The sequence below is a fragment of the Sphingomicrobium nitratireducens genome (assembly GCF_026157035.1).
Taxonomy (GTDB): domain Bacteria; phylum Pseudomonadota; class Alphaproteobacteria; order Sphingomonadales; family Sphingomonadaceae; genus Sphingomicrobium; species Sphingomicrobium nitratireducens.
Genome location: NZ_JANJZA010000001.1, coordinates 591,588 through 613,101, shown reverse-complemented (window position 1 = coordinate 613,101; position 21,514 = coordinate 591,588). Strand labels below are relative to the sequence as shown.

The window sequence follows — 21,514 nt, the reverse complement described above, 5'->3', positions numbered from 1 at the left end:
CCTAGCTCGTCGCGCCGTGCTTCTGCATCAGCGCGTAGGAACGCTCATACCATTCGCTGTCGGGATAGTTCTTCCCGAGCACAGCGGCGGCCTTGAGCGCCTCGTCGCGCACGCCGAGCGCGAGATAGCTTTCGACCAAGCGATGCAGCGCCTCGGGGGCGTGCGCGGTGGTCTGGTAGTTGTCGATGACGTGGCGGAAACGCATCGTCGCCGCGAGCCACTGGCGCTGGCCTTGGTAGAAGCGACCGACTTCCATTTCCTTGCCCGCCAGCTGGTCGTTGACGAGGTCGAGCTTGATGCGCGCGTCGGCGGCATAGCGGCTCGAGGGATAGCGGCGCAGCAGTTCGGAAAAGCTGTCGCGCGCGTCCTGCGTGATCGACTGGTCGCGGGTCACGTCCTCGATCTGGCGATAATAGGACATCGCGATCAGATAGTGGGCGTAGGGCGCATCCTTGTTGCCCGGGTAGATGGTGAGGAAGCGCTGGCCCGCATTGATCGCGTCCGAATAATTGTGCGCCATGTAGTGCGAGAAGGCGCCCATCAGCTGCGCGCGGCGCGCCCACACCGAATAGGGGTGCTGGCGCTCGACCTCGTTGAACAGCTCGGCGGCACGCTTGTAGCTGCCATTGTCGAGCCGCTCCTTGGCAAGCGCGTAGAGCGTGTTGACGTCGCGCGCGACATAGTTGGTGTCGAGGCCCTTGTCCTTCTTGCCGGCACAACCGGCGAGCGAGGTGGCGAGAGCAGCGGCGACGAGGACCGCGGCGGGTCGGAAATTCTTCAGCATGACCTCTCCTTAACCTGCACCATTGCCTCCGCCAAGCGCCCTGAACGGGCGCTTGACGAATTGATGGCTCAGGCTGCCCCGCCGGGCCGCGCGGGGCCGACGGCGGGAGCGTCATCGTGGACGAAACTGTCGGGCGTGACCCCCGTCATCACCAGGATCGGCGCGGAGATGTAGATCGACGAATAGGTGCCGATGAACAGGCCGAGGAAGATGGCGATGGTGAGCCCGAAGATGACCTCGGGGCCAAGGAGGAGAAGCGCGCCGATCGCGAGCAGCAGCGCGACCGAGGTGGTGATCGTGCGGCTGAGCGTCTCGTTCAACGAGAAATTGATCAGCTCGACGATCCCCATCTTGCGATACTTGCGCAGGTTCTCGCGGATGCGGTCGTAGATGACGACCGTGTCGTTGAGCGTGTAGCCGACGACCGTCAGGAAGGCGGCGACGATGTTGAGGTCGACCTGGAGCTGGGTCCAGGCGAAAAATCCCAGCAGCAGCGAGATGTCGTGGAACAGGGTCGCAAGCGCGCCCACGCCGAACTGCCATTCGAATCGGAACCAGATGTAGGTCGCGATCCCGATCATCGCGAACAGCAGCGACAGCGCGCCGTCCATCGCGAGTTCCTCGGACACGTTGCCCGATACCGACTGGCCCGAGCCGACGTCGACGCCGGGATAGGCCTGTTCGAGCCCGGCGCGAAGGTCCGAGACGACCTTGTTCGCCGCGCCCTCGTCCCCGTCGGGGATCGGCAGGCGGATCTGGAAGGTGGTGGGCGACCCGAATTCCTGGATCGAGGCATCGGCGAGGCCGAGCCGCGCGACGTTGCCGCGCAGTTCCTCGATGTCGACCGGCTTTTCGAATTCGGCCTGGACGACCTGGCCGCCGACGAAGTCGATTCCCAGGTTGAGGCCGCGATAGGCGGTGAAGATCAGCGAGGCGACGGCCAGGCTCATCGTGATGACGATGGCGACCTTGCGCCAGCGCATGAAGTCAATGTTCGTGTTGTCGGGAACGAGCTTGAGCAGTTTCATGTCTTACAGTCCCGTCAGATCTCGAGCGTCTTGGGACGCGCCTTGCGCACCCACAGACCGACCAGCATGCGCGTGAAGTTCACCGCGGTGTAGACCGAGGTGATGATGCCGATCAGCAACACCACCGCGAAGCCGCGGATCGGGCCCGAGCCGAAATAGAGCATGATCACCGCCGCGATCGTGTTGGTGATGTTGGCGTCGAAAATCGCGGTCGAGGCTTCCTTGTAGCCGCTCTCGATCGCGTCGAGCGTCTTTCGCCCTCGTCGCTGTTCTTCGCGGATGCGCTCGTTGATCAGCACGTTGGCGTCGACCGCCGCGCCGATGGTCAGCACGAAGCCCGCGATGCCGGGCAAGGTGAGCGAAGCGTTGAACACCGCCATCACGCCCAGGATCAGGAAGGCGTTCACCACCAGCGCCATGTTGGCATAGACGCCAAAGCGCCCGTAGGTGACGAGCATGTAGAGCAGCACCAGCGCGGTCGCGACGACCGAGGCGAGCACGCCTTTCTCGATCGAGTCCTTGCCGAGATCGGCAGAAACGGTGCGCTCCTCGATGACGTTGAGCTTGACCGGCAGCTTGCCCGACGACAGCGCGATCGCCAGCTGGTTGGCGCTGTCGACCGTGAAGTTGCCCATGATCTGCGCCTGGCCGCCGAGGATCGGCTCGTTGATGTTGGGGGCGGAAAGAACCTGCCCGTCGAGAATGATCGCGAAGGGCTTGTTGACGTTTTCCTGCGTGACGCGGCCGAAACGGCGCGCACCGGCTGCGTTGAAGGTGATCGACACGGTCGGATTGCCGTCCTGGTCGAACGCCTGCTTGGCATCGACCAGCTGGTCGCCCGAGACCATCACGCGCCGCTGGACGGCGATGGAGGCGGTGCCGTCGGCCATCGGAAGCACTTCGGAGCCCGCGGGCGCACGGCCCTGCGCGACCAGCGCGGGATCGGCAGACATGTCGACCAGCTTGAATTCGAGGCGTGCGGTCTGGCCGATCAGGTCCTTGAGGGCCTCGGGATCCTCGACGCCCGGCACCATCACCTCGACGCGCTTCTCGCCCGAGGTGCGCACGGTGATTTCCTTGGTGCCCGACGGGTCGATGCGGCGGCGCACGACGTCGCGCGCGACGGTCATCGCGTCCGAGATCGCGGCGCGCGCGCCTTCCTCGGTCGGGGTCACGGTGACGCGGGTCGAATCGACCACCGCCACGTCCCAGTCGCGGCGCCCGGTCAGCGCGACCGGCTGGGTGATGGCGCGCAGGCGCTCGACCGCCTCGTCTACCTGCGCAGGGTCGCGGACCATGAACGAGACACGCCCGTCCGACGTCGACACGTCGCCGATCCGCACGCGCGGCTCGTTGCGGCGAAGCTCGGTCTGGATAGTATCTTCCATCGCCTGGAGGCGCTGCTTGGCGGCGTCGGGCTCGTCCGCCTCGAGCAGCAGGTAGCTGCCGCCGGCGAGGTCGAGGCCGAGGCTGATGCGTGCGGAAGGAAGGAAGCCCGGATACTGCTCCTCTGCCATCTGCTTGGGCATCAGGCTGGGGATCGAGAGAAGGATGCCGAAGAGGATGATCCCCCAGATCGACAGGACCTTCCAGCGCGGGAAGTCGAGCATCAGTCGTTCGCCGGCTTGGAGCGCGCACCGACGACCGAGTTGAGGGTCGCCTTGACCGCAGTGACGCGCGTGCCGCCACCCAGATCGATCTCGACCTCGTCGTCGGTGACCCGCACGACCTTGCCGATCAGCCCGCCGCCGGTGACCACCTTGTCACCCTTCTGGACCGCGGCGATCTCGGCCTGGTGCTCGCGCATGCGCTTCTGCTGCGGACGGATGAGCAGGAACCAGAAGATCACGAAGATCAGGACCAGCGGGAACATCTGGACGAAGAAGGCGGCGGCGCCCGACGGCTGGCCGGTGGCCGCACCGAGCGACAGGGAGACGAGGTCGAAGGTCATGGGAAAGGCGATTCTCTTGTTTCCGGGCGGGCAGGAAAATCCCTGCCCTCAAAGACATCGGCGGAGCGCCTATCACGCCGCCCCCCCGACTTACAAGCATCTGGTGCTTGCATGGGACGGGTTCAATGGCTAGAGGCGCAACCGCACCGCAGCCACCCATAAGGCTGACCGGTCGGTCGGGGAGTAGCGCAGCCTGGTAGCGCATCACACTGGGGGTGTGGGGGTCGCAGGTTCGAATCCTGTCTCCCCGACCATTTTTAACACGCTTGCATTGACGGGACGCTTCGGCAGGGTCGGGGCATGACCCGTCGTCGGCGCAAGCGCCCCTCGCGCGCCAAGCGCATCCTCCTTGCGATCCTCGCGCTGCCCTTGGTCTACGGGGTAGCCGCGCTGATCGGTGCGCTCGTCCCGGTCAACGCCAACTGGGAAGAGCCCGATGAAGGCATCCCGGTCTACATCGCCTCGAACGGCGTCCATCTCGATTTTATCCTCCCGGCGAGCGCGGGCGGGCGCGACTGGCGCGGCGATTTTCCGCCCGGCGATGTCGGCAACCCGCAATGGGCCGCGGCCGACTGGGTGATGATCGGCGCCGGCGATCGCGGCATCTATCTCGACACGCCGACCTGGGCCGACCTCGAGCTCGACACGGCCGCAGAAGCGATGGTCGCGGGCGAGCGCGTGATGCACGTCCAGTGGGTGTCCGCACCCGAAGCCTATGCGGTCGCCGCGCTGCGCCTGCGCCCCGAGGAATATCGTCGCCTTGCCAGCGCGATCCGCGCCGATTTCGATCTGTCGGCCGAGCGGCTCCCGCAGCGGATCGACCATGACGGCTACTGGGACAGCGACGCCTTCTACGAGGGACGCGGCAACTTCAACGCGGTGAGGACCTGCAACCAGTGGGTCAACGCGAAGCTGAGGATCGCGGGCGTCGAGGCGAGCCTGTGGACGCCCTTTTCGACGGGACTTACCTGGCGCTTTCGCCCAATCCCAGAAGGTCGAGAATAAGGTCGGTCCCATTCTCGCCGTTGGTCGTCACGACCATTCCGTCCCCGGTTTGGGGATCGAACATCGCGAGCGAGCGATACTGGCCGTTATTGCCGGTGTGGGCGACGAGGTCGCGGCCGCCCAGCCTGACCGTGCTCCAGCCGATCAGCCGCGCGGTGGGAAGCCCGACATCCTCGTACCAGTCGGACTGGACCGAGAGCATTTCGGCATGCGCTGCCGTGCTCAGCCCCTCGCCGCGGCAGACCCTGGAGACGAAGTGCGAAAAATCCTCTGCCGTCGTCAGGAGCGAGGCCGCCGCGACCCCGTTGCCCTCGACCTGCATCAGCGGACGGCTCGACCCGTTGCCGTACCCCCTGCTGGCACGGGCGCCTGGCGGGACCGGGCCGGCGAACTGGCTATGCGGCATGTCCGCGCCGAGCAGAGCGCCGAACAGGTCGGGGAGCGTGCGCCCGGTCTTCCATTCGACATAGGCCTGGAGCAGTTGGATGCCCTCGCCCGAATAGACGTAGGTGCCGACCGGCTCCTCGAACTCGATCGGCGGCGCTGCCCCTGCCGTCAGCGGGTTGCCCGCCCAGTTGGGCAGGCCCGATCGGTGCGACAGCAACAAACGGGGCGTCAGCTTGGCGTAGGACTGCTGGTCGACGATGCGCGGGTAGGCGAAACCGTCGGTCGCCAGCGGGCGGTCGAGGTCGATCACGCCATCATCGACGAGGGTCATCACGAGATAGGCGAAGACGGTCTTCGACAGCGACGCGGCCTCGAACAGCGTATCGCGCGCGACCGGGGTCGCATTCTCGACGATCGCCGTCCCCGCCTCGAGCGCGGCAACCGGCCGACAGGCTTCGAGGTCGACCAACTGCAGCCCGGGTACGCCATGCTTTTCAAGGAGCGCCTCGACCGCCGCGCGCCGCGCGGGATCAACGTCGGCAAGGCCCGCAGGCGCCACCACGGCATCGCCCACGCTCGCCATCGGTCGGGGCGCGCACCCCGTCACGGCGAGCGCCGCCACCATCATCGCCAGCTTCCCGTCCATCTTCCCCCCGTCCGCTACAGTTAGAGCACGTAGCGCGACAGGTCGGCGTTCCGGGCGATTCCCGCAAGCTGCTTTTCGACGAAGGCGGCGTCGACACGGATCGTCTCTCCGGCCCGTTCCTCCGCCTCGAAGCTAATGTCCTCGAGCAGTTTCTCCATCACCGTCTGAAGGCGCCGTGCGCCGATATTTTCGACCGCCTCGTTGACCTCGGCGGCGATGCGCGCGAGTGCCTCGATCCCGCCGCGGTCGAACTCGACCGTGACGCCCTCGGTGCCGAGCAGCGCGCGATACTGATCGGTCAGGCTGGCGCGGGTCGATTCGAGGATCGCCACGAAATCCTCCTGCGTCAGCGCCTTCAATTCGACGCGGATCGGCAGGCGGCCCTGCAGTTCGGGAAGCATGTCCGACGGCTTGGCGACGTGGAACGCGCCCGACGCGATGAACAGGATGTGGTCGGTCTTCAGGGGCCCGTACTTGGTCGAGACCGTCGTTCCCTCGATCAGCGGCAGTAGGTCGCGCTGGACGCCCTCGCGGCTGACCGAGCCGCCGCGCACGTCGCTGACCGCAATCTTGTCGATCTCGTCGAGGAAGACGATGCCGTTGGCCTCGGCATCCTCGAGCGCGGTGCGGTTGACGTCGTCGAGGTCGAGCCTCTTGTCCGCTTCCTCCTCGATTAGCTTCTCGAGCGCGGATTTCACCTTGAGCTTGCGCCTCTTCTTGGGCGCGCCGCCGAACGCCTTACCCATCATGTCCGACAGATTGATCATCCCGACCTGCCCGCCGCCCGGCATCTCGAACGGCATCGAGGGCTGTTCGGCGACCTCGATCTCGACCTCGGCCTCATCGAGGCTGCCGTCGGCGAAGCGCTGGCGGAAGCTGGCGCGCGTCGCCTCGCTCGCACCCTTGCCGGTCAGCGCATCGAGCAGCCGGTCCATCGCCGCTTCCTCGGCCGCCTGGCGCACCGCCTCCCGGCGGCGGTCGCGTTCGAGCCGCACGGCTTCCTCGACGAGGTCGCGCACGATCTGTTCGACGTCGCGCCCGACATAGCCGACCTCGGTGAACTTGGTCGCCTCGACCTTGACGAATGGCGCATCGGCGAGCTTGGCCAACCGGCGCGAAATCTCGGTCTTGCCGCACCCAGTCGGCCCGATCATTAGGATGTTCTTGGGCGTCACTTCGGCCTTCAACTCGTCATCGAGCTGCTGGCGGCGCCAGCGGTTGCGCAGTGCCACCGCGACCGCCTTCTTGGCGTCGGCCTGGCCGATGATATGCTCGTCCAGTGCGGCGACGATTGCCTTGGGGGTGAGGGCCTCGGGCCCGTTACGCACGATCTGGAAATTCTGGTTCACTTAGACGGTCTCGATGGTCAGCTGGTCGTTGGTGAAGACGCACACTTCGGCGGCGATCGCCATGGCGCGGCGGGCGAGTTTCTCGGGGTCGGGCTCGTATTCGGTCAGCGCGCGCGCGGCCGCGAGCGCATAATTTCCGCCCGAGCCGATCGCGGCGATCCCGCCCTCGGGTTCGAGCACGTCTCCATTGCCGGTGAGGATCAGCAGGCTCTCCGCATCGGCGACGATCATCATCGCCTCGAGGTTCCTGAGATACTTGTCCGTTCGCCAGTCCTTGGCCAGTTCGACCGCGGCGCGCATCAGCTTGCCGTTCGAGGCCTCGAGCTTCTTTTCCAGCCGCTCGAAAAGGGTGAACGCATCGGCCGTCGCTCCGGCGAACCCGCCGATCACGTTGCCGTCCGCGCCGATGCGCCGAACCTTCTTCGCGTTGGGCTTGATCACCGTGTTGCCGAGACTGACCTGCCCGTCACCGGCGATGACGGTCCTGCCGTCCTTCTTGACGCCGAGGATGGTGGTTCCGTGAAACTGTTCCAATCGCCTCTCCCTTGGGTACGGGATGCCATGTGGGGAGCGCGCGCACCGGCTGCAAGTTCAGGCGAGCTTGTCCTTCAGGAAGGCGATCATGTCCTCGACGAACGGATATTTGGTCCGGAACAGCGGCGAGAAGCTCTTCACCGGGTCCGAATGGACCGCGCCGCGATAGAGCTTCAGCGTGACGTCCCCGCCTTCCTTCTCGATCGCGTGGGCAAGCTGCTGCGAGTTGCGCGCGCGCACCGTGATGTCGGCGGTGCCGGTCTGGATCAGGATCGGCGGCGCATCGCCGCGCGCGAAGCGGATCGGCTGGGTCTCGAGCGGTTCGGGCCAGTGACCGAAGGCGGCGATTGCGCGCGGGTCCTTGAACGGAAGGAAGTGGGTCGGCGCGCTCATCAGCACCGCCGCGCCCACCACGCCCGGATCGAGCCCGAGTTCGCCGAGGTAACGGCGGTTGAGCGTGAGCATCGCGGCCAGATGTCCACCCGCGCTATGCCCCGCGACCGCGATGCGCGCGGGATCGCCGCCATATTCCTCGGCATGGTCGATCAGCCATTTCACCGCCAGCGCCCCGTCCTCGATAAAGTCCGGGAACTTGGCCGACGGCGCGAGGCGGTAGTCGGGAAGCACGGCGAGGAAGCCCTGCGCCGCGAGCGCGCGTCCGACATAGCCGAACTCGCCGCGCTCGCCCCCGACCCAGCCGCCGCCGTAGAAGAAGACCACCACCGGCAGCGGCCCGTCGACCTGGCGCGGGGCCCAGATGTCGAGGCTCTGGCGCGGCTCGTTTCCATATTGCTTGCCCGCAGCGAGGCAGTGCGTGTCCTTGTCGCCGAGGAAGCGGCTGGTCGTGTCGAGCAGGGCGACCGGCGACAGGCCGACCCGTTCGAGCGCCCACAGCGACGCCTCGCCCGCCGCTCCGACGCGGCGACGCATCCGCTTGACGCGGCGCTTCATCTTGGGCGCCTTCCAGTCGATCAGCGCTCGACTCCCTTCACCTTCCCCCACGTCCTTGCCGCCGTGTAGCCAAGATAACCGGTGCCGAACAAGGCGTAGAGGCTCTCGGGAATGCCGGAGAGGTAGGCCGTCATCCCGCTGGCGATCGCCTCGGCGGTGGCGCGGTCGGCGGCGCTGATCAGCCCCATCGGAATCGCGAACAGGATCAGCGTGTACATCACGTACATGAAACTGGGGCGCGCGCGGCTGGTCCACGGATCCGCCGACTGCGCCTCGGCCACGATCGCCTGCATCTGCACCGCGATGGTCTCGAGTTCCTGCGAGCCCTGCAGGCGGATGAGTTCGAGCTGCGCCTTGGCGCGCGCTTCTTTGTCGGGGATGATCTTGTCGATCAGCTTGGCGAGCGGGCCGATGATGGCGTCGACGAGGGCCATGATAGTCTCCTGTTGCTAAAGGTTGATGCTGTCGATCTGGCCGATCCGGTTGGCGAGCCATCCGTAGAGAAAGGCCTCGTTGGCGGGGCGGCGCTCCGCGAGACGGAGGTAGCGTTCGCCCTGAAGCGCCTCGAGGGCGCGGCGCAGCACGGTCTCGCCCCCCTGCCCTGCGCGCACTGCGAGATAGGCGTCGAGCGCGGCCAGCGTCTGCGCGCCCACCCGCCCGTCCGGGACGAGATCGGCATAGTCGCGCTGCTCGCGGTTCAACGCGTTCAAGGCACGCTGGAGAAACGTGATCGCGACCGCGGGCCCCATGTTGACGCCGGTGTCGAACAGTTCGGCGGCGATCAGCGGCAGGCGCCGCGCGATGCGGTCGAGCCCCGGGCGAAGCCAGTAGAGGCGGCGATAGATGGCACGTGCCTCCTCGCGCGGCAGGTCGCGCATGTCGGCCATGTATCCTTGCGCGCGGGCGACCTCCTGCGTGATCCCAAAATTGGTGGGACCGCCGCGGTCTGCGGGGTGATGGACATATCCGCCCTCTCGTTCGATCAGCGCTTCGACCAACCCGTCGGCGAGCGTGGCGATGCTTTCGGGGGTGGCAAGTTGGGGTCGGGTCATCGCGCATTCTCCTGTCGAGTCGCACTGGATTAACCGATTTGGCACATTGTAGGACAGCGATTTTCTCCAATCGCTCGCATTGCGCTGTTGCCGAGTGCTGCTAGGCTGCCGCCATGTCCCGCCTCGCCCTTGCCGCGCTCTTCGCCGCCTTTGCCCTCCCCGCTCCCGCCGCCGCGCAGCTTTCGCCCGCCGAACGGACCATGATCGAGACCGTCGATGCCAAGCAAGACGAGACGGTCGACCTCCTCGCGCGGATCGTGAACATCAATTCTGGAACGATGAACCACGAGGGCGTGCGCGCGGTCGGGCGCGTGATGGCGAAGGAATTCGACGCGCTGGGCTTTGCGACCGAGTGGGTCGAGGCGCCGGGCACCGACCGTGCCGGCCACCTGATCGCGCGCCACGCCGGCGACGGAACCGGCAAGCGGCTCCTCCTCATCGGCCATCTCGATACCGTGTTCGAACCCGACAGCCCGTTCCAGCGCTGGGAGCGCGACGGCAATTTCGGGCAAGGGCCGGGCGCGGGCGACGACAAGGGCGGCATCGTCACCATGCTCCTCGCGCTGCAGGCGATGAAGGCGGCGGGCACGCTCGATGGTGCCGACATCGTCGTCGTCCTGATGGGCGACGAGGAGGATTCGGGCGAGCCGCAATCGGTTTCCCGCGCCGCGCTGATTGCGGCCGCTGAAGCGAGCGACATCGCGATTGGCTACGAGGGCCTCATCGTCGACGACGGCAAGGACATGGGCTCGGTCGCGCGCCGCTCGGCGGGCAGCTGGACGGTCACCGTCACCGCGCGCTCGGGCCACAGCTCGGGCATCTTCTCCGACTATCTCGGCAACGGCGCGGTGTTCGAGGCGGCGCGGATCATCGACGATTTCCGCGAGAAACTGCGCTACGGCGAGGATCGGCTGACCTACAATGTCGGGCTCATCGTCGGCGGCGAGGAAGCCGAGATCGACGCCGACAAGATCCGCGGAACGGCGCGCGGCAAGACCAACATCATCGCCCCCATCGCCTACGTGCGCGGCGACATGCGGGCGATGACGCTCGACCAGATCGAACGCACCCAAGCCGCGATGCGCGCCATCGTCGCCGAGAACCTACCGGGCACCGAGGCGGCCATCGAGTTCGACGAATATTATCCGCCCATGCCGCCGACCGCGGGCAACCGCGCGATCCTCGACGCGCTCAACGAGGTCAACGCCGATCTCGGCCTGCCCGCGATGGACGCGCTCGACCCGCTGCGGCGCGGCGCGGCCGACATCAGCTTCGTCGCGCATCTCGTCGACGGGCTTGCCGGCATGGGCCCCGCGAGCCGCGGCGACCACACGCCCGAAGAAGCCGTCGACATCGCCTCGATCTGGCGCCAGGCCAAGCGCAGCGCGATCCTGCTCAGTCGCCTGGCCGACACGCCGCGCTGAGTTTTCCGCCAAATATAACAAATGTTGTAGCATTACTGTCACGCGCCACGTGACTTCGACGAACGGCACCAAAGTCGGGGTTGCGACCCCGCGCCCGCGCACGCAATCCCGGTAGCGTTTCGAAACCCGTGCCCGCCCGGGCGACGCTAGGAGTGCATTTCTTTCATGACCAAGACCCGTTTGCTTGCGGCGAGCCTTCTCGCCACCGCGGCGATGATGCCGCAGGCCGCCCATGCCCAGCGCATCGACCGCATCGTCGCCTTCGGTGACAGCTATGCCGACCAAGGCAATGCCTTCGAGATCATCGACGCGTTCGGCGACATTCCGGCCTCTGCCAAGCTCGCCTACCCGACCGGTCGCTTCTCGGGCGGGACCAACTATATCGACACGCTCGCCCAGCTGCTCAACGTCGACGTCGACAATTTCGCGATCGGCGGCGCGCTAACCGACAACACCAACACCAACGCCGGCCTGCCGGGCTTCGCGACCGAATGGAACGTGTTCCTCGGCGGCGGCGGCGACGTGTTCCCGGCGCCTACCGTCTTTCCGGAAGTCAGCGGCACGTTCGGCGAGAACGACCTGCTCGCCATCTCGATCGGCGGCAACGACGCGCGCTTCTACCAGCAGAATGGCGGCTTGCTCGCCAACGCGCCGCTGGCCGGTGCGGTCTCGGCAGCCTACGCCACTGCCGGTCTCGACGCGCTTGTCGCGGCGGGCGCGCAGAACATCTCCTATCTCGCGGGCAACACCGCCAACCTTCCCGAGGTGCAGTACCAGCCCGACCCGGCCGCCGCCTTCGCGGTTCGCGATGCCTATTATCAGGCATTCGACGCGCAGATGCGCGATACGCTGGCCGGCTACGCCGCCAATGGCGTGATGGTTCACTATCTCGATCTGAACGCGGTTCTCGGCAACCTCGAATCCAACCTCGCCGCGTTCGGCTTCCAGGGCATCGCCTGCCCGCCCTTCCTGCTCGACACGATCTGCATCGCCGACAAGTCGGTCGCCAACAGCTACGTCGTCTACGGCGACCAGCTGCACCTCACCTCGGCGGGCTTCGAGGTTGTCGCCAAATATGTCGCCGCGCAGCTCCAGGCGCCGCTTTCGATGACCGCCAGCTCGGACCTCGCGATCGACAATGCGCGCCAGTTCGGCCGCGTGATGACCCAGCGCATGGACGGCACCTCGCCGCGCGACGGCGACATGGCCGAGGGCCTCAAGGTCTATGTGGGCGGCGACGCGATGAGCCGCTCGATCGACATGACCCAGACGCAGGACCCGCTCAAGGTTCGCACCGCCGGCGTCCACGGCGGCATCGAATACGGCTTCGGCAACGGCGTCGTCGGCCTGATGGGCCGCTACTCGATGCCCGAGGCCGAATATGCCGAGGGCTATGCCGAAGCCGAGGCGACCTCGCTTCAGATCGGCGCGTTCGCCGGCTACGCGATGGGCCCGGCGTTTGTGCAGGCCTATGCGGGCTGGGGCACCGACGACCATGAAGTCGAGCGCGAGGGCATCATCGAGGATCTCGCCCGCTCGGCGGAGATGGACGGCGATCACCTCGTCCTCGGCGCGAAGGCCGGCTACCTCGCCAATGTCGGCAAGCTGCGCGTCGGTCCGGTGCTCGCGCTCGATTACGCCACCGTCGACGTCGACGGCTACACCGAGAGCGGCGATCCGGCGCTCAACCTCAACGTCGATTCGATCGAGTACAGCTCGCTTCGCGGCGCGGTTGGCGTCGAACTGCGCGGCGACTTTGCCGGCAGCGGCGTCCAGCTTCGTCCGCACGCCAGCCTGATGCTCGAAAAGGATCTCGACGGCGACGGCCGCGTGTTCAGCTTCTCGCAGACTGCCAGCCCGACCATCGTCAACAGCTTCGATGTCGGCGAAACCCCCGACGACCTCTACGGTCGCATCTCGGGCGGCTTCTCGGCCCAGATCTTCTCGAGCGTCCGTCTCGACGTCGCCGCCAACGCGACGATCGACAAGACCGACGGCGACGAGACCGGCGCCAGCGTCGCGCTGAGCTTCGGCTTCTAAGCGCCGCACGCTCGGCAGATGGGGGCGGTGGACCTGGGTCCGCCGCCCCTTTTCTTTGCCGGCCGGATGTCCCACACACGGCCCCGATGAACGAGACTGCCGACACCCGGTCCGAACAGGAGGCCGACGCCGAAACCCTCATCGCCAAGCGGGAGCGGCTGCGCATCTACGCGTCGATCCGTCAGTGGTGGCGGCGCAACTTCGTGCGGACCGTCGACCAGACCGAGGCCTATCGCCGCGTGCGCGAGGAAGGCGGGCTCGACGGGCGCTACATCTTCATGACCTCGATGTCGGCCGGCATCGCGGTACTCGGGCTGATCCAGTCCTCCCCTGCGGTCGTCATCGGCGCGATGCTGCTGTCGCCCCTGATGGGGCCGATCATCGGCTCGGGCCTGGCGCTCGCCATCGGCGACATCCGCTGGCTGCGCCAGACCGGCAAGACCCTGCTCTACGGCGTCATCGCGGGCGTGCTGATCAGCGCGTTCATCACCTACCTCTCGCCGATCCAGACGGTCACGCCCGAGATCGCCGGGCGCACGCGCCCGACGTTGATCGACCTTGCCGTCGCGCTCTTTTCGGGCCTCGCGGGCGCCTACGCGATGATCAAGGGGCGGCAGGGCACGATCGTCGGGGTCGCCATCGCGACCGCCCTGATGCCGCCATTGTCGGTCGTGGGATTCGGGCTCGCGACGTTCAACTGGACCGCGTTCGGCGGCGCCTTGATGCTGTTCATCACCAACCTGATGACCATCGCGCTGACCACCGCCGTGATGGCGCGGCTCTACGGCTTCCGCACCAACCTCTCCAAGAAGCAAACGCAGATGCAGGTCGCGGGCATCGTGCTCGCCTTCGTGGTGCTGGCCGTGCCGCTGAGCTTCTCGCTGCGCCAGATCGTGTGGGAGGCCAACGTCACCCGCCAGGTCAACCAGGCGCTCGCTCGCGAATTCGACAAAAGGGCGCGGGTCAACCAGGTCGACATCGATTTCGATGCCGAGCCGGTGCGCGTGACCGCGACCGTTCTTACTCCCGATTTTCGCGACCAGGCAGACGTGCGCGCGTCGGCGGCGCTGAGCGACACGATCGGACAACCGGTCGCGGTCTCGACCGACCAGTTCCGCGTCGGCGCGGAAGGCGGCGATGCCGAGGCCGCCGAACTGGCCGCGGCACGCGCCCAGCAGCAGGCCGAGGCTAGCGAGCGCCAGATCCGCGAGATCGTCGCCGAGCTGGCCCTCGTCGCCGGCGTCAGTCGCGAGGAAGTCACCGTCGACCGCGACAAGAAACGCGCGATCGTCAAGGCGACCCCGATCGAAGGCGCGACACTCGGCGCCTACCGGACCCTCGAACGCCGCGTCGCGCGCTCGGCCGAGGGGTGGGACATTCGATTGATCCCGCCCGCGCGCCCGCTCCCCGCCATCCCGCTCGACAAGGAAGGCAATCCCGACGGGATCGCGATCGCGCTGATCGCCTGGGCGCAGCAGCGCATCGACGCACCGATCATGCTGTCGGGCCCGCCCGAGGCGACGAGCAAGGTGCGCGGCGCCCTCGCCGCGGCTGGCACCCGTGCGTCGCGCATGGAGGAGGCGCCCGGCGACACCGTCACCGCCCGCTGGCTGGCGCCGGGAAGCGCGAACTAGGCGGCGGGTTGCGCCTCGTCGTCGTCATTGCGGGCCGGCGCGGCGGGTCCGAGACAATTGTCGAGAACCATGCCGACCTCGGGTCCGCCCGTCAGAACCAGCGGCTCGGCGCCGGTCGTGCTGACGTTGACCGGATCGGGTCCGCGGAACACCGCGCCAATGCTCTGTGCGAGCGCACCCGGATCGAGCGTCGCCGACAGGCGTCCGCCCGGACGCCCCTCGTTGGCCTCGGCAACCACCGGCACGCTGGCGATCGCACCGTTGCCGGTCAGCGTCAGCGTCCCCGCCCCGCTCGGCACCGTCGGCAGGAAGCGCGAGACGACCAGCGCCTTCTCGCCGCCATCCTCGTCGCACCGGAGCATCAGCTGCGCGGACGCGCGGTCGGCCCCGTAGAGCGCGGCATTGGCCGGTTCGTCGATCTCCCAGCGCATGCCGGGCGTCAGCGGAAGCGCTTCGCGTTCCGCGTCCTCGGCGGGCAGCGCAGCCGGGACGTCGGCCTTTTCGACCACATTGTCGGTGATGGGTTCGGTGCGCGCGCAGCCGGCAAGCAGCAACGCGGCTATTAAGGGAAGGCTTTTCATCTGCATGGCTCCATCATGCGCGAGCTTGGCGGTCACCGCCAGCATTATCCCGGCGCACCCGGACGTTCCATGTGCAGCGCTCGTTCGACCGCCGTGCCCCGGCGCTTGACAGATGGCAGCCGATCCCCGCTCATACGCGCGAGGGGTGATCGCGTAGAAATCGAACAAGGGGGTATCATGGACACGACTGCAAAGACGCCGGTGCACCTGTGGATCGTCGGCATCGTCTCGCTCTTGTGGAATGCGGGCGGCGCGTACGACTATCTGATGAGCATGACGCGCAACGAGGACTATCTCGCCATGGCCGGGATCCCGGTCGACGAGATGCTGGACTGGATCGACGCCTTCCCGGTCTGGGCGGCCGCGGGCTGGGCGCTCGGCGTGTGGGGCGCGGTGGCCGGATCGGCGCTGCTCCTGATGCGCAACCGCCACGCCGTCACGGCCTTCGCCATCTCTCTCGTCGGCATCGCCCTGTCGTCGATCGCGCAATATCTCGTGGTCGACACGCCCGCGGCGCTGCAGGGCGCGGGTCACGACTTTTTCGCGCTCTTGATCATCGTCGTCGGGATCGCGCTCTTCTTCTACGCTCGCGCCATGCGCGCGAAGGGCGTGCTTCGCTAGGAGGCAGCGGGATGACCATGCGCAAACCGACTCCGGCGCATCTCTGGATTGTCGGCCTGCTGTCGCTCGTGTGGAACGGGTTCGGCGGCTACGACTACTGGATGACGCGGACGCACAACGAGGCGTACCTGTCGCAACTGCCGCTGCCCGTCGAGGAGACCGTCGCCTACATGGAAAGCGCCCCGCTCGTCGCGGACATCGCCTGGGGCCTCGGCGTCTGGATGGCGGTGCTCGGCTCGATCCTGCTCCTCTTGAGGAAAGGACACGCGGTCACCGCGTTCGGTCTTTCCCTGATCGGGGCGGTGGTCGGGATCGGCTACGATCTCGTGTTCGCGGACAAGCCCGAGGAACTGACCGGCGGGGTCTTCACGATCATGCCGATTGTCGTCGTCCTCGTTGCGCTGATGCTGTTGATGTACGCGCAACGACAGAAAGCGGCCGGCATCCTCGCTTGAGTTGAACGATCAATCAAGTTGCGGTAAGCGGGGCTCATGACCGAGCCTCGCAACCGCGACACGCGTACCCGGATCGTCGAGGCCGCGCGCGACCTGTTCTGGGAAAAGGGGTTCAACTCGACCTCGATCGCCGACATCCTGTCGCGCACGCAGGTCCACTCGGGCAGCCTCTATCATTTCTTCCCCGGAAAGCAGGACCTGCTCGTCGCGGTCCTCGAATGGTATCGCGACGGGATCGAGGAGAACCTCCTCGCCTACGCCTGGCACGGCGTCGATGACCCGATCGAGAAGGTTTTCGCGCTTCTCGACGGCTACCGGATCCAGCTCCTCGCGAGCGACTTCGCGCACGGCTGCCCGATCGGCAATCTCGCGCTCGAGATCAGCGAACCCGACCCCCGCGTGCGGGAACTGATCGCGGCCAATTTCGCCCAGTGGGCGGATGCGGTCGAGGCCTGCCTCATCGATGCCGGGGAACGGCTACCCGCCTCGACCGACCGCCGCGCGCTGGCGGAGTTCATCCTGACCGTGATGGAGGGCGGCATCATGCAGGCCCGCACCCACCGCGACATTTCGCTGTTCGATCGCAACGTCGCGATCTTGCGCGATCACTTCGCCCTGCTGACTCGTCAAACGCAGGCCGCCTGAGAGGGGATTGGAATGGACACGAGTGGACGAGTGAGGCGCATGGCGGGCGTGCTGGCGGCCGCGATCCTCGCCGCGCAGGTGCCTGCCACTGCGACCGCCGCCGCCGGTGAAGAGGACACCGTTCTTATTGGCAAGGACGGGCAGCTTTTCCTGCGACAGGAAGTCGTGCTCGACACCGACGTCGCGTCGGTATGGGCGCTGTGGACCACGGCCGAGGGCGTGCGCTCGTGGATCGCTCCCGTCGCCGAGGTCGACCTGCGTCCGGGCGGGGCGATGCGCTCCCATTATGACGCGGACGCCAAAATCGGAGATCCCGGCACGATCGAGACGCGCATCGTCAATTATATTCCCCAACGACTTCTCACCCTTCAGGCCGATCTCGAACCGGTCGAGGCGGACTGGTTGACCGATGCGATCCGCGTCGAGGCCGCCAACCTCTACAACGTCGTCTCCTTCGAGCCTCTGGGGAGCCACCGCACCCGCATCGTCAGCTGGGGCATCGGCTATCGCGACACGCCCGAATGGCAGCCGATGATCTCCTTTTTCACCCGCGCCAATCGCTGGACGTTCGGCGAACTGGAAAAGGCTGTCGCCCGTGCCAGGCCCGAAACGGCGGCAGTCGAGGATCGCCTCGCACCCTTGCGCTTTCTGGCGGGGAAATGCTGGCGGGGCACGTTCGGCGACGGGCCTGCCTACGACGTGCTGTGCGCCGACGACATGGCGGGCGGCCACCTGCGCACGCGCCACCTCGTGCGCGGAGTCGACACCGATTATCGCGGCGAGACGATCTACCATTTCGACGGCGAGGCGCAGGCCATCGGCTTTACCTATTACGCCTCCTCGGGCGGGGTGACCGAGGGGCTGACTTCGCTTGAGGATGACGGTTCGCTGCGCTTCCTCGAAGCCCGATACCAATATCCCGACGGCAGGTTTCACCGCGTCCGCGGCCGAACCATGCGCCTTGCCGACGGCACCTTCCGCACGGAGAGCGCGATGATGCGCGAAGGCGAATGGGAAGAGCAGCCGATACTGGACATGAGACCGATCGCCTGCGCCGACTGGGACGCGGTCGAGAAAGGCTGCGACTGAGCTTAAAAAGCGAGGCCGCGCTGGCCCCAGCTCTTCTCCCAGCCGACCGCCATGCAGCCGGTCCAGCCGCCCGGCCCGACGGGCGCGCAGCGCCCCATCCGGTCAGGCATCGCCTCGGTCAGTCGCGAGCGTTCCTGCATCACCATGATGTCGCCGCGGCTGTTGAGCGGCGGCGGTCCCATTTGCGGCATGCGCAAGTTCGTCTCGCGCCGGCCGCACACGGTGATCTCCGCGTCGGGGTCGGGCGCGCAATCGGTCACCGCGCGTCGTTCCTCGGTGATGCGCGGCATGGGCGGCACGTCAGGCTCCAGCCCCGGCTGGCGCGGCAAGGCGGCGGCCTGCATCCCGAAGATGGCGATCACGCTCCACATGCGATTTGCTTAGCGCGCACCGAACGCAGTCCCAGCGCGCTTCGACCAACGGGCACGGATTCGACCAAAGGATCGCAAATGCGTATGCTGCCGCAGGTTAAGCGTAACAGGGGAGAGTCAAATGAAAGGCGTATTTCTTTCGACCGCGCTGGTGTGCCTGATGGCCTCGAGCGCTTCCGCCCAGACGACGTCGGTCGCCAAGCCACAGGTCAAGGTGCCGGTCCCGGTGATCAAGCCGGTCAAACCCACCGCACAGGCAGTGACCACGCTTCGCCGCGAGGGCCCCTGGATCGGAAGGCTCGATTGCTACACCGGCGGCAATTTCCGTTTCTACCCATTCACGAATAATCGTGGCGAATTTCTCTCGCTGGATCTCTACTTCGAGTGGGCAGATCCGAATGGTCCGAACGAACAGCCCGGCACCTGCATTCGGCCTAATGGCATGACCGATTTCGAGGCGCGGTATCCCGACAAGTTGTTGCGCTTCGACTTCACATTGCCGGTTCAGATCAGGAAATATGAGCGCAACCCGACCTTCAAGATGACCACCGAGCCATCCGATACGGGCGTGTGGATGACCGCGGTCATGCGCCCCGGCGCCTATTTCGTCGTCGACGCCGAGCAAAAAGGCAGCGTCTTCACGGTGACTAACGTCGACGATCGACCGTTCTAAGGCCGCCCACCCATCTTTTTGTAGCGGGTCTTGCCGAAGCGTGTCTTTCGGGTCCCAGGGCGCCCGGCGTTCGAGTAGCCGACACGCGGCGCCGCGCGGTCGGCGTCGGGGATGCCGAGTTCGTCTTCCTCGAGCTTCCTGATCTCGTCGCGTAGCCGCGCCGCCTCCTCGAACTCGAGGTCGGCGGCGGCCTTGCGCATCTTCTCTTCGAGTTCGCCGATATAGGCGCGCAGATTGTGGCCCTGCATCGGCGGCGTATCGGGCACGCCCGCAATCGCCTCGCCGTCCTTGTCCTTCACGTCCTTGAGGAGGTCCGCGATCTCGCGCCGCGTACTCTCGGGGGTGATGCCGTGTTCCTCGTTGTAGGCGACCTGCTTCTCACGGCGGCGCGTGGTTTCGGCCAGCGCGCGCTCCATCGAGCCGGTGACGCGGTCGGCGTAGAGGATGACCTTGCCGTCGACGTTGCGCGCGGCGCGGCCGATGGTCTGGACCAGCGACGTCTCTGAACGCAGGAACCCTTCCTTGTCGGCATCGAGGATCGCGACCAGCCCGCATTCCGGAATGTCGAGCCCCTCGCGCAGCAGGTTGATGCCGACCAGCACGTCGTAGACGCCCACTCGCAGGTCGCGGATCAGCTCGATACGCTCCAGCGTCTCGACGTCCGAATGCATGTAGCGCACCTTTAAACCCTGCTCGTGCATATATTCGGTGAGGTCCTCGGCCATCCGCTTGGTGAGCGTCGTGACGAGCGTCCGGTACCCCTTCTGCGCGGTCAGTCTCGCCTCGTTGACGAGGTCGTCGACCTGGTCCTCGACCGGGCGAATGTCGACCGGCGGGTCGATCAGCCCGGTCGGGCGGATGACCTGTTCCGAGAACACCCCGCCCGTCTGCTCGAGCTCCCAAGGGCCCGGCGTCGCCGAGACGAACAGCGACTGCGGGCGCATCGCGTCCCACTCGTTGAAACGCAGCGGGCGGTTGTCGATGCAGCTGGGCAGGCGGAAGCCGTATTCGGCGAGCGTGATCTTGCGGCGGTGGTCGCCCCGCGCCATCGCGCCGATCTGCGGCACGGTCTGGTGGCTCTCATCCACGAACAGCAGCGCGTTGTCGGGGAGATATTCGAACAGGGTGGGCGGCGGCTCGCCCGGAAGTCGCCCGGTGAGGAAACGCGAATAATTCTCGATCCCCGCACAGCTGCCCGTCGCCGCGATCATCTCGAGGTCGAAATTGGTGCGCTGCTCGAGCCGCTGGGCCTCGAGCAGCCGTCCGTCGGCTTCGAGTTCCTTCAATCGTTCGGCCAGCTCGTGCCGGATCGCCTCCGTCGCCTGTTTCAAGGTCGGGCCGGGCGTGACGTAGTGCGAGTTGGCGTAGATCTTGACGCTGTCGAGCTTGGCGCCCGGCTTGCCGGTCAAGGGATCGAACTCGAGGATTTCCTCGATGTCGTCACCGAAGAAGCTGATCCGCCACGCCATGTCCTCGTAATGCGAGGGGAAGATTTCGAGATTGTCTCCGCGCACCCGGAAGCTGCCGCGCACGAAGTTGGTGTCGTTGCGCTTGTATTGGAGCGCGACCAGCTTGCGGATGATCTCGCGCTGGTCGACGACCTGGTCCTTCTTGAGCTGGAAGGTCATCGCCGAATAGGTCTCGACCGAGCCGATGCCGTAGAGGCACGAGACCGACGCTACGATGATCACGTCGTCGCGTTCGAGCAGCGAGCGGGTGGCCGAGTGACGCATCCGGTCGATCGCCTCGTTCACCGAGCTTTCCTTCTCGATGTAGGTGTCCGAACGCGGCACGTAGGCCTCGGGCTGGTAATAGTCGTAATAGCTGACGAAATATTCGACCGCATTGTCCGGGAACAGCCGCTTGAACTCCCCGTAGAGCTGGGCCGCGAGGATCTTGTTGGGGGCGAGCACGAGCGTGGGACGCTGGAGCGTCTCGATCACCTTGGCCATCGTGAAGGTCTTGCCCGAGCCCGTCACGCCCAGCAGCACCTGGCTGACCTCGCCGTCGTCGCGGATGCCCTCGACGATCTCGCGGATCGCGGTCGGCTGGTCGCCCGCGGGTTCGTAGTCGGACTGGAGCACGAACTTGCGCCCGCCCTCCGCCTTGTCGGGGCGCGCCGGACGGTGCGGGACGAAGCTCTCGCCCGTCTCGGGTTCCTGGAGGGTGGTGCGAATCTGGATGGCCATCGTCACCCTAATTGGGGACGCGGGCAAAAAGTTGCCACCCCTCGCCGCTATTGCGCACGCGCGCGGCGGTGATAGGCTCGCGCCGACCAATCGAGGGGAAGTCTC

At 66.5% G+C, this 21,514-nt stretch carries 22 protein-coding genes and 1 tRNA gene; 10 read left to right on the top strand and 13 right to left on the bottom strand.

Features of this window, described 5'->3' with window-relative positions:
- Position 1: 1 nt before the first annotated feature.
- From NNY25_RS03070 to yajC, 4 genes are all read right to left on the bottom strand, one after another.
- Positions 2-784: an outer membrane protein assembly factor BamD gene (locus tag NNY25_RS03070; protein WP_265569884.1), complete on the bottom strand. Its 783-nt coding sequence runs from the start codon at positions 782-784 to the stop codon at positions 2-4.
- A gap of 68 nt (positions 785-852) precedes the next feature.
- Positions 853-1,812 carry a protein translocase subunit SecF gene (gene secF / locus NNY25_RS03065; RefSeq protein WP_265569883.1) on the bottom strand — a complete coding sequence of 320 codons (960 nt, stop codon included), beginning with the start codon at positions 1,810-1,812 and terminating at the stop codon, positions 853-855.
- A 14-nt stretch (positions 1,813-1,826) separates the two neighbouring features.
- Positions 1,827-3,422 carry a protein translocase subunit SecD gene (gene secD, locus NNY25_RS03060; protein WP_265569882.1) on the bottom strand — a complete coding sequence of 532 codons (1,596 nt, stop codon included), beginning with the start codon at positions 3,420-3,422 and terminating at the stop codon, positions 1,827-1,829.
- On the bottom strand, positions 3,422-3,763 hold the full coding sequence (gene yajC, locus NNY25_RS03055; RefSeq protein WP_420854303.1) for a preprotein translocase subunit YajC: 342 nt from the start codon (positions 3,761-3,763) through the stop codon (positions 3,422-3,424). Before yajC ends, secD begins: the two co-directional genes overlap by 1 nt.
- 177 nt (positions 3,764-3,940) lie before the next feature.
- Here yajC and NNY25_RS03050 point away from each other — a divergent pair.
- Together NNY25_RS03050 and NNY25_RS03045 are read left to right on the top strand one after the other, a co-directional pair.
- Positions 3,941-4,017: transfer RNA gene (locus NNY25_RS03050), tRNA-Pro, on the top strand.
- Positions 4,018-4,063: 46 nt separating this feature from the next.
- Entirely contained in the window at positions 4,064-4,768 is a 705-nt protein-coding gene (locus NNY25_RS03045; RefSeq protein ID WP_265569881.1) for a TIGR02117 family protein, read from the top strand.
- Here NNY25_RS03045 and NNY25_RS03040 read toward each other — a convergent pair.
- The 6 genes from NNY25_RS03040 to NNY25_RS03015 are packed head-to-tail and all read right to left on the bottom strand — an operon-like array spanning position 4,728 to position 9,687.
- A complete protein-coding gene (locus NNY25_RS03040) occupies positions 4,728-5,801 on the bottom strand; it encodes a serine hydrolase domain-containing protein (RefSeq protein ID WP_265569880.1) in 1,074 nt (357 codons plus the stop codon). The two genes, NNY25_RS03045 and NNY25_RS03040, sit on opposite strands and share 41 nt — an antisense overlap.
- A 20-nt stretch (positions 5,802-5,821) precedes the next feature.
- On the bottom strand, positions 5,822-7,150 hold the full coding sequence (gene hslU, locus NNY25_RS03035) for an ATP-dependent protease ATPase subunit HslU (protein ID WP_265569879.1): 1,329 nt from the start codon (positions 7,148-7,150) through the stop codon (positions 5,822-5,824).
- On the bottom strand, positions 7,151-7,684 hold the full coding sequence (gene hslV, locus NNY25_RS03030) for an ATP-dependent protease subunit HslV (RefSeq protein ID WP_265569878.1): 534 nt from the start codon (positions 7,682-7,684) through the stop codon (positions 7,151-7,153).
- A 57-nt stretch (positions 7,685-7,741) separates the two neighbouring features.
- Positions 7,742-8,635 carry an alpha/beta hydrolase gene (locus tag NNY25_RS03025; protein ID WP_265569877.1) on the bottom strand — a complete coding sequence of 298 codons (894 nt, stop codon included), beginning with the start codon at positions 8,633-8,635 and terminating at the stop codon, positions 7,742-7,744.
- A gap of 20 nt (positions 8,636-8,655) precedes the next feature.
- Positions 8,656-9,069, bottom strand: a complete 414-nt coding sequence (locus tag NNY25_RS03020; protein ID WP_265569876.1) for a holin family protein — start codon at positions 9,067-9,069, stop codon at positions 8,656-8,658.
- A gap of 15 nt (positions 9,070-9,084) precedes the next feature.
- The gene (locus NNY25_RS03015) at positions 9,085-9,687 is read right to left on the bottom strand and encodes a glycoside hydrolase family 108 protein (protein WP_265569875.1); all 603 of its coding nucleotides are present in this window, start codon (positions 9,685-9,687) and stop codon (positions 9,085-9,087) included.
- Positions 9,688-9,800: 113 nt separating this feature from the next.
- Between NNY25_RS03015 and NNY25_RS03010 the strand changes: the two genes are divergently transcribed.
- The 3 genes from NNY25_RS03010 to NNY25_RS03000 all read left to right on the top strand — a co-directional run bounded on the left by NNY25_RS03010 (position 9,801) and on the right by NNY25_RS03000 (position 14,785).
- Entirely contained in the window at positions 9,801-11,111 is a 1,311-nt protein-coding gene (locus NNY25_RS03010) for a M20/M25/M40 family metallo-hydrolase (protein ID WP_265569874.1), read from the top strand.
- A 165-nt stretch (positions 11,112-11,276) separates the two neighbouring features.
- Positions 11,277-13,151, top strand: a complete 1,875-nt coding sequence (locus NNY25_RS03005) for an autotransporter domain-containing protein (RefSeq protein WP_265569873.1) — start codon at positions 11,277-11,279, stop codon at positions 13,149-13,151.
- Positions 13,152-13,237: 86 nt separating this feature from the next.
- A complete protein-coding gene (locus NNY25_RS03000; protein ID WP_265569872.1) occupies positions 13,238-14,785 on the top strand; it encodes a TIGR00341 family protein in 1,548 nt (515 codons plus the stop codon).
- Here the strand turns inward: NNY25_RS03000 and NNY25_RS02995 are convergent.
- Positions 14,782-15,366, bottom strand: a complete 585-nt coding sequence (locus NNY25_RS02995; RefSeq protein ID WP_265569871.1) for a hypothetical protein — start codon at positions 15,364-15,366, stop codon at positions 14,782-14,784. The genes NNY25_RS03000 and NNY25_RS02995 overlap by 4 nt on opposite strands.
- Before the next feature lie 177 nt (positions 15,367-15,543).
- Here NNY25_RS02995 and NNY25_RS02990 point away from each other — a divergent pair, with 177 nt between their 5' ends.
- Genes NNY25_RS02990 through NNY25_RS02975 form a run of 4 tightly spaced genes read left to right on the top strand, consistent with a single transcriptional unit; the run spans position 15,544 to position 18,176 of the window.
- Positions 15,544-15,987, top strand: coding sequence for a hypothetical protein (locus NNY25_RS02990; RefSeq protein ID WP_265569870.1), 444 nt, complete (start codon positions 15,544-15,546; stop codon positions 15,985-15,987).
- Between the two features lie 11 nt (positions 15,988-15,998).
- The gene (locus NNY25_RS02985; protein WP_265569869.1) at positions 15,999-16,442 is read left to right on the top strand and encodes a hypothetical protein; all 444 of its coding nucleotides are present in this window, start codon (positions 15,999-16,001) and stop codon (positions 16,440-16,442) included.
- Between the two features lie 36 nt (positions 16,443-16,478).
- A complete protein-coding gene (locus NNY25_RS02980; RefSeq protein ID WP_265569868.1) occupies positions 16,479-17,087 on the top strand; it encodes a TetR/AcrR family transcriptional regulator in 609 nt (202 codons plus the stop codon).
- A gap of 39 nt (positions 17,088-17,126) precedes the next feature.
- Positions 17,127-18,176: an SRPBCC family protein gene (locus NNY25_RS02975; RefSeq protein WP_265569867.1), complete on the top strand. Its 1,050-nt coding sequence runs from the start codon at positions 17,127-17,129 to the stop codon at positions 18,174-18,176.
- 2 nt (positions 18,177-18,178) lie between these two features.
- Here NNY25_RS02975 and NNY25_RS02970 read toward each other — a convergent pair whose 3' ends face one another.
- On the bottom strand, positions 18,179-18,547 hold the full coding sequence (locus NNY25_RS02970; protein ID WP_265569866.1) for a hypothetical protein: 369 nt from the start codon (positions 18,545-18,547) through the stop codon (positions 18,179-18,181).
- A 121-nt stretch (positions 18,548-18,668) separates the two neighbouring features.
- Here NNY25_RS02970 and NNY25_RS02965 point away from each other — a divergent pair, with 121 nt between their 5' ends.
- The gene (locus NNY25_RS02965; protein ID WP_265569865.1) at positions 18,669-19,220 is read left to right on the top strand and encodes a hypothetical protein; all 552 of its coding nucleotides are present in this window, start codon (positions 18,669-18,671) and stop codon (positions 19,218-19,220) included.
- On the opposite strand, the gene uvrB is transcribed toward NNY25_RS02965, so the two are convergent.
- Complete coding sequence (uvrB, locus tag NNY25_RS02960; protein WP_265569864.1) at positions 19,217-21,409, bottom strand: excinuclease ABC subunit UvrB; 2,193 nt, start codon at positions 21,407-21,409, stop codon at positions 19,217-19,219. The two genes, NNY25_RS02965 and uvrB, sit on opposite strands and share 4 nt — an antisense overlap.
- Positions 21,410-21,514 lie beyond the last annotated feature (105 nt).

Bases quoted from the DNA above. Each gene is read 5' to 3' on its own strand.
- NNY25_RS02985 (WP_265569869.1), top strand. From the start codon at position 15,999: ATGACCATGCGCAAACCGACTCCGGCGCATCTCTGGATTGTCGGCCTG.
- NNY25_RS02975 (WP_265569867.1), top strand. From the start codon at position 17,127: ATGGCGGGCGTGCTGGCGGCCGCGATCCTCGCCGCGCAGGTGCCTGCC.
- NNY25_RS03020 (WP_265569876.1), bottom strand. From the start codon at position 9,069: ATGGCCCTCGTCGACGCCATCATCGGCCCGCTCGCCAAGCTGATCGAC.
- NNY25_RS03045 (WP_265569881.1), top strand. From the start codon at position 4,064: ATGACCCGTCGTCGGCGCAAGCGCCCCTCGCGCGCCAAGCGCATCCTC.
- NNY25_RS02965 (WP_265569865.1), top strand. From the start codon at position 18,669: ATGAAAGGCGTATTTCTTTCGACCGCGCTGGTGTGCCTGATGGCCTCG.
- secD (WP_265569882.1), bottom strand. From the start codon at position 3,422: ATGCTCGACTTCCCGCGCTGGAAGGTCCTGTCGATCTGGGGGATCATC.
- NNY25_RS02970 (WP_265569866.1), bottom strand. From the start codon at position 18,547: ATGTGGAGCGTGATCGCCATCTTCGGGATGCAGGCCGCCGCCTTGCCG.
- NNY25_RS03070 (WP_265569884.1), bottom strand. From the start codon at position 784: ATGCTGAAGAATTTCCGACCCGCCGCGGTCCTCGTCGCCGCTGCTCTC.
- NNY25_RS03025 (WP_265569877.1), bottom strand. From the start codon at position 8,635: ATGAAGCGCCGCGTCAAGCGGATGCGTCGCCGCGTCGGAGCGGCGGGC.
- NNY25_RS03010 (WP_265569874.1), top strand. From the start codon at position 9,801: ATGTCCCGCCTCGCCCTTGCCGCGCTCTTCGCCGCCTTTGCCCTCCCC.
- NNY25_RS02995 (WP_265569871.1), bottom strand. From the start codon at position 15,366: ATGAAAAGCCTTCCCTTAATAGCCGCGTTGCTGCTTGCCGGCTGCGCG.
- NNY25_RS03015 (WP_265569875.1), bottom strand. From the start codon at position 9,687: ATGACCCGACCCCAACTTGCCACCCCCGAAAGCATCGCCACGCTCGCC.
- yajC (WP_420854303.1), bottom strand. From the start codon at position 3,763: ATGACCTTCGACCTCGTCTCCCTGTCGCTCGGTGCGGCCACCGGCCAG.
- NNY25_RS03005 (WP_265569873.1), top strand. From the start codon at position 11,277: ATGACCAAGACCCGTTTGCTTGCGGCGAGCCTTCTCGCCACCGCGGCG.
- secF (WP_265569883.1), bottom strand. From the start codon at position 1,812: ATGAAACTGCTCAAGCTCGTTCCCGACAACACGAACATTGACTTCATG.
- NNY25_RS02980 (WP_265569868.1), top strand. From the start codon at position 16,479: ATGACCGAGCCTCGCAACCGCGACACGCGTACCCGGATCGTCGAGGCC.
- uvrB (WP_265569864.1), bottom strand. From the start codon at position 21,409: ATGGCCATCCAGATTCGCACCACCCTCCAGGAACCCGAGACGGGCGAG.
- NNY25_RS03040 (WP_265569880.1), bottom strand. From the start codon at position 5,801: ATGGACGGGAAGCTGGCGATGATGGTGGCGGCGCTCGCCGTGACGGGG.
- NNY25_RS03000 (WP_265569872.1), top strand. From the start codon at position 13,238: ATGAACGAGACTGCCGACACCCGGTCCGAACAGGAGGCCGACGCCGAA.
- NNY25_RS02990 (WP_265569870.1), top strand. From the start codon at position 15,544: ATGGACACGACTGCAAAGACGCCGGTGCACCTGTGGATCGTCGGCATC.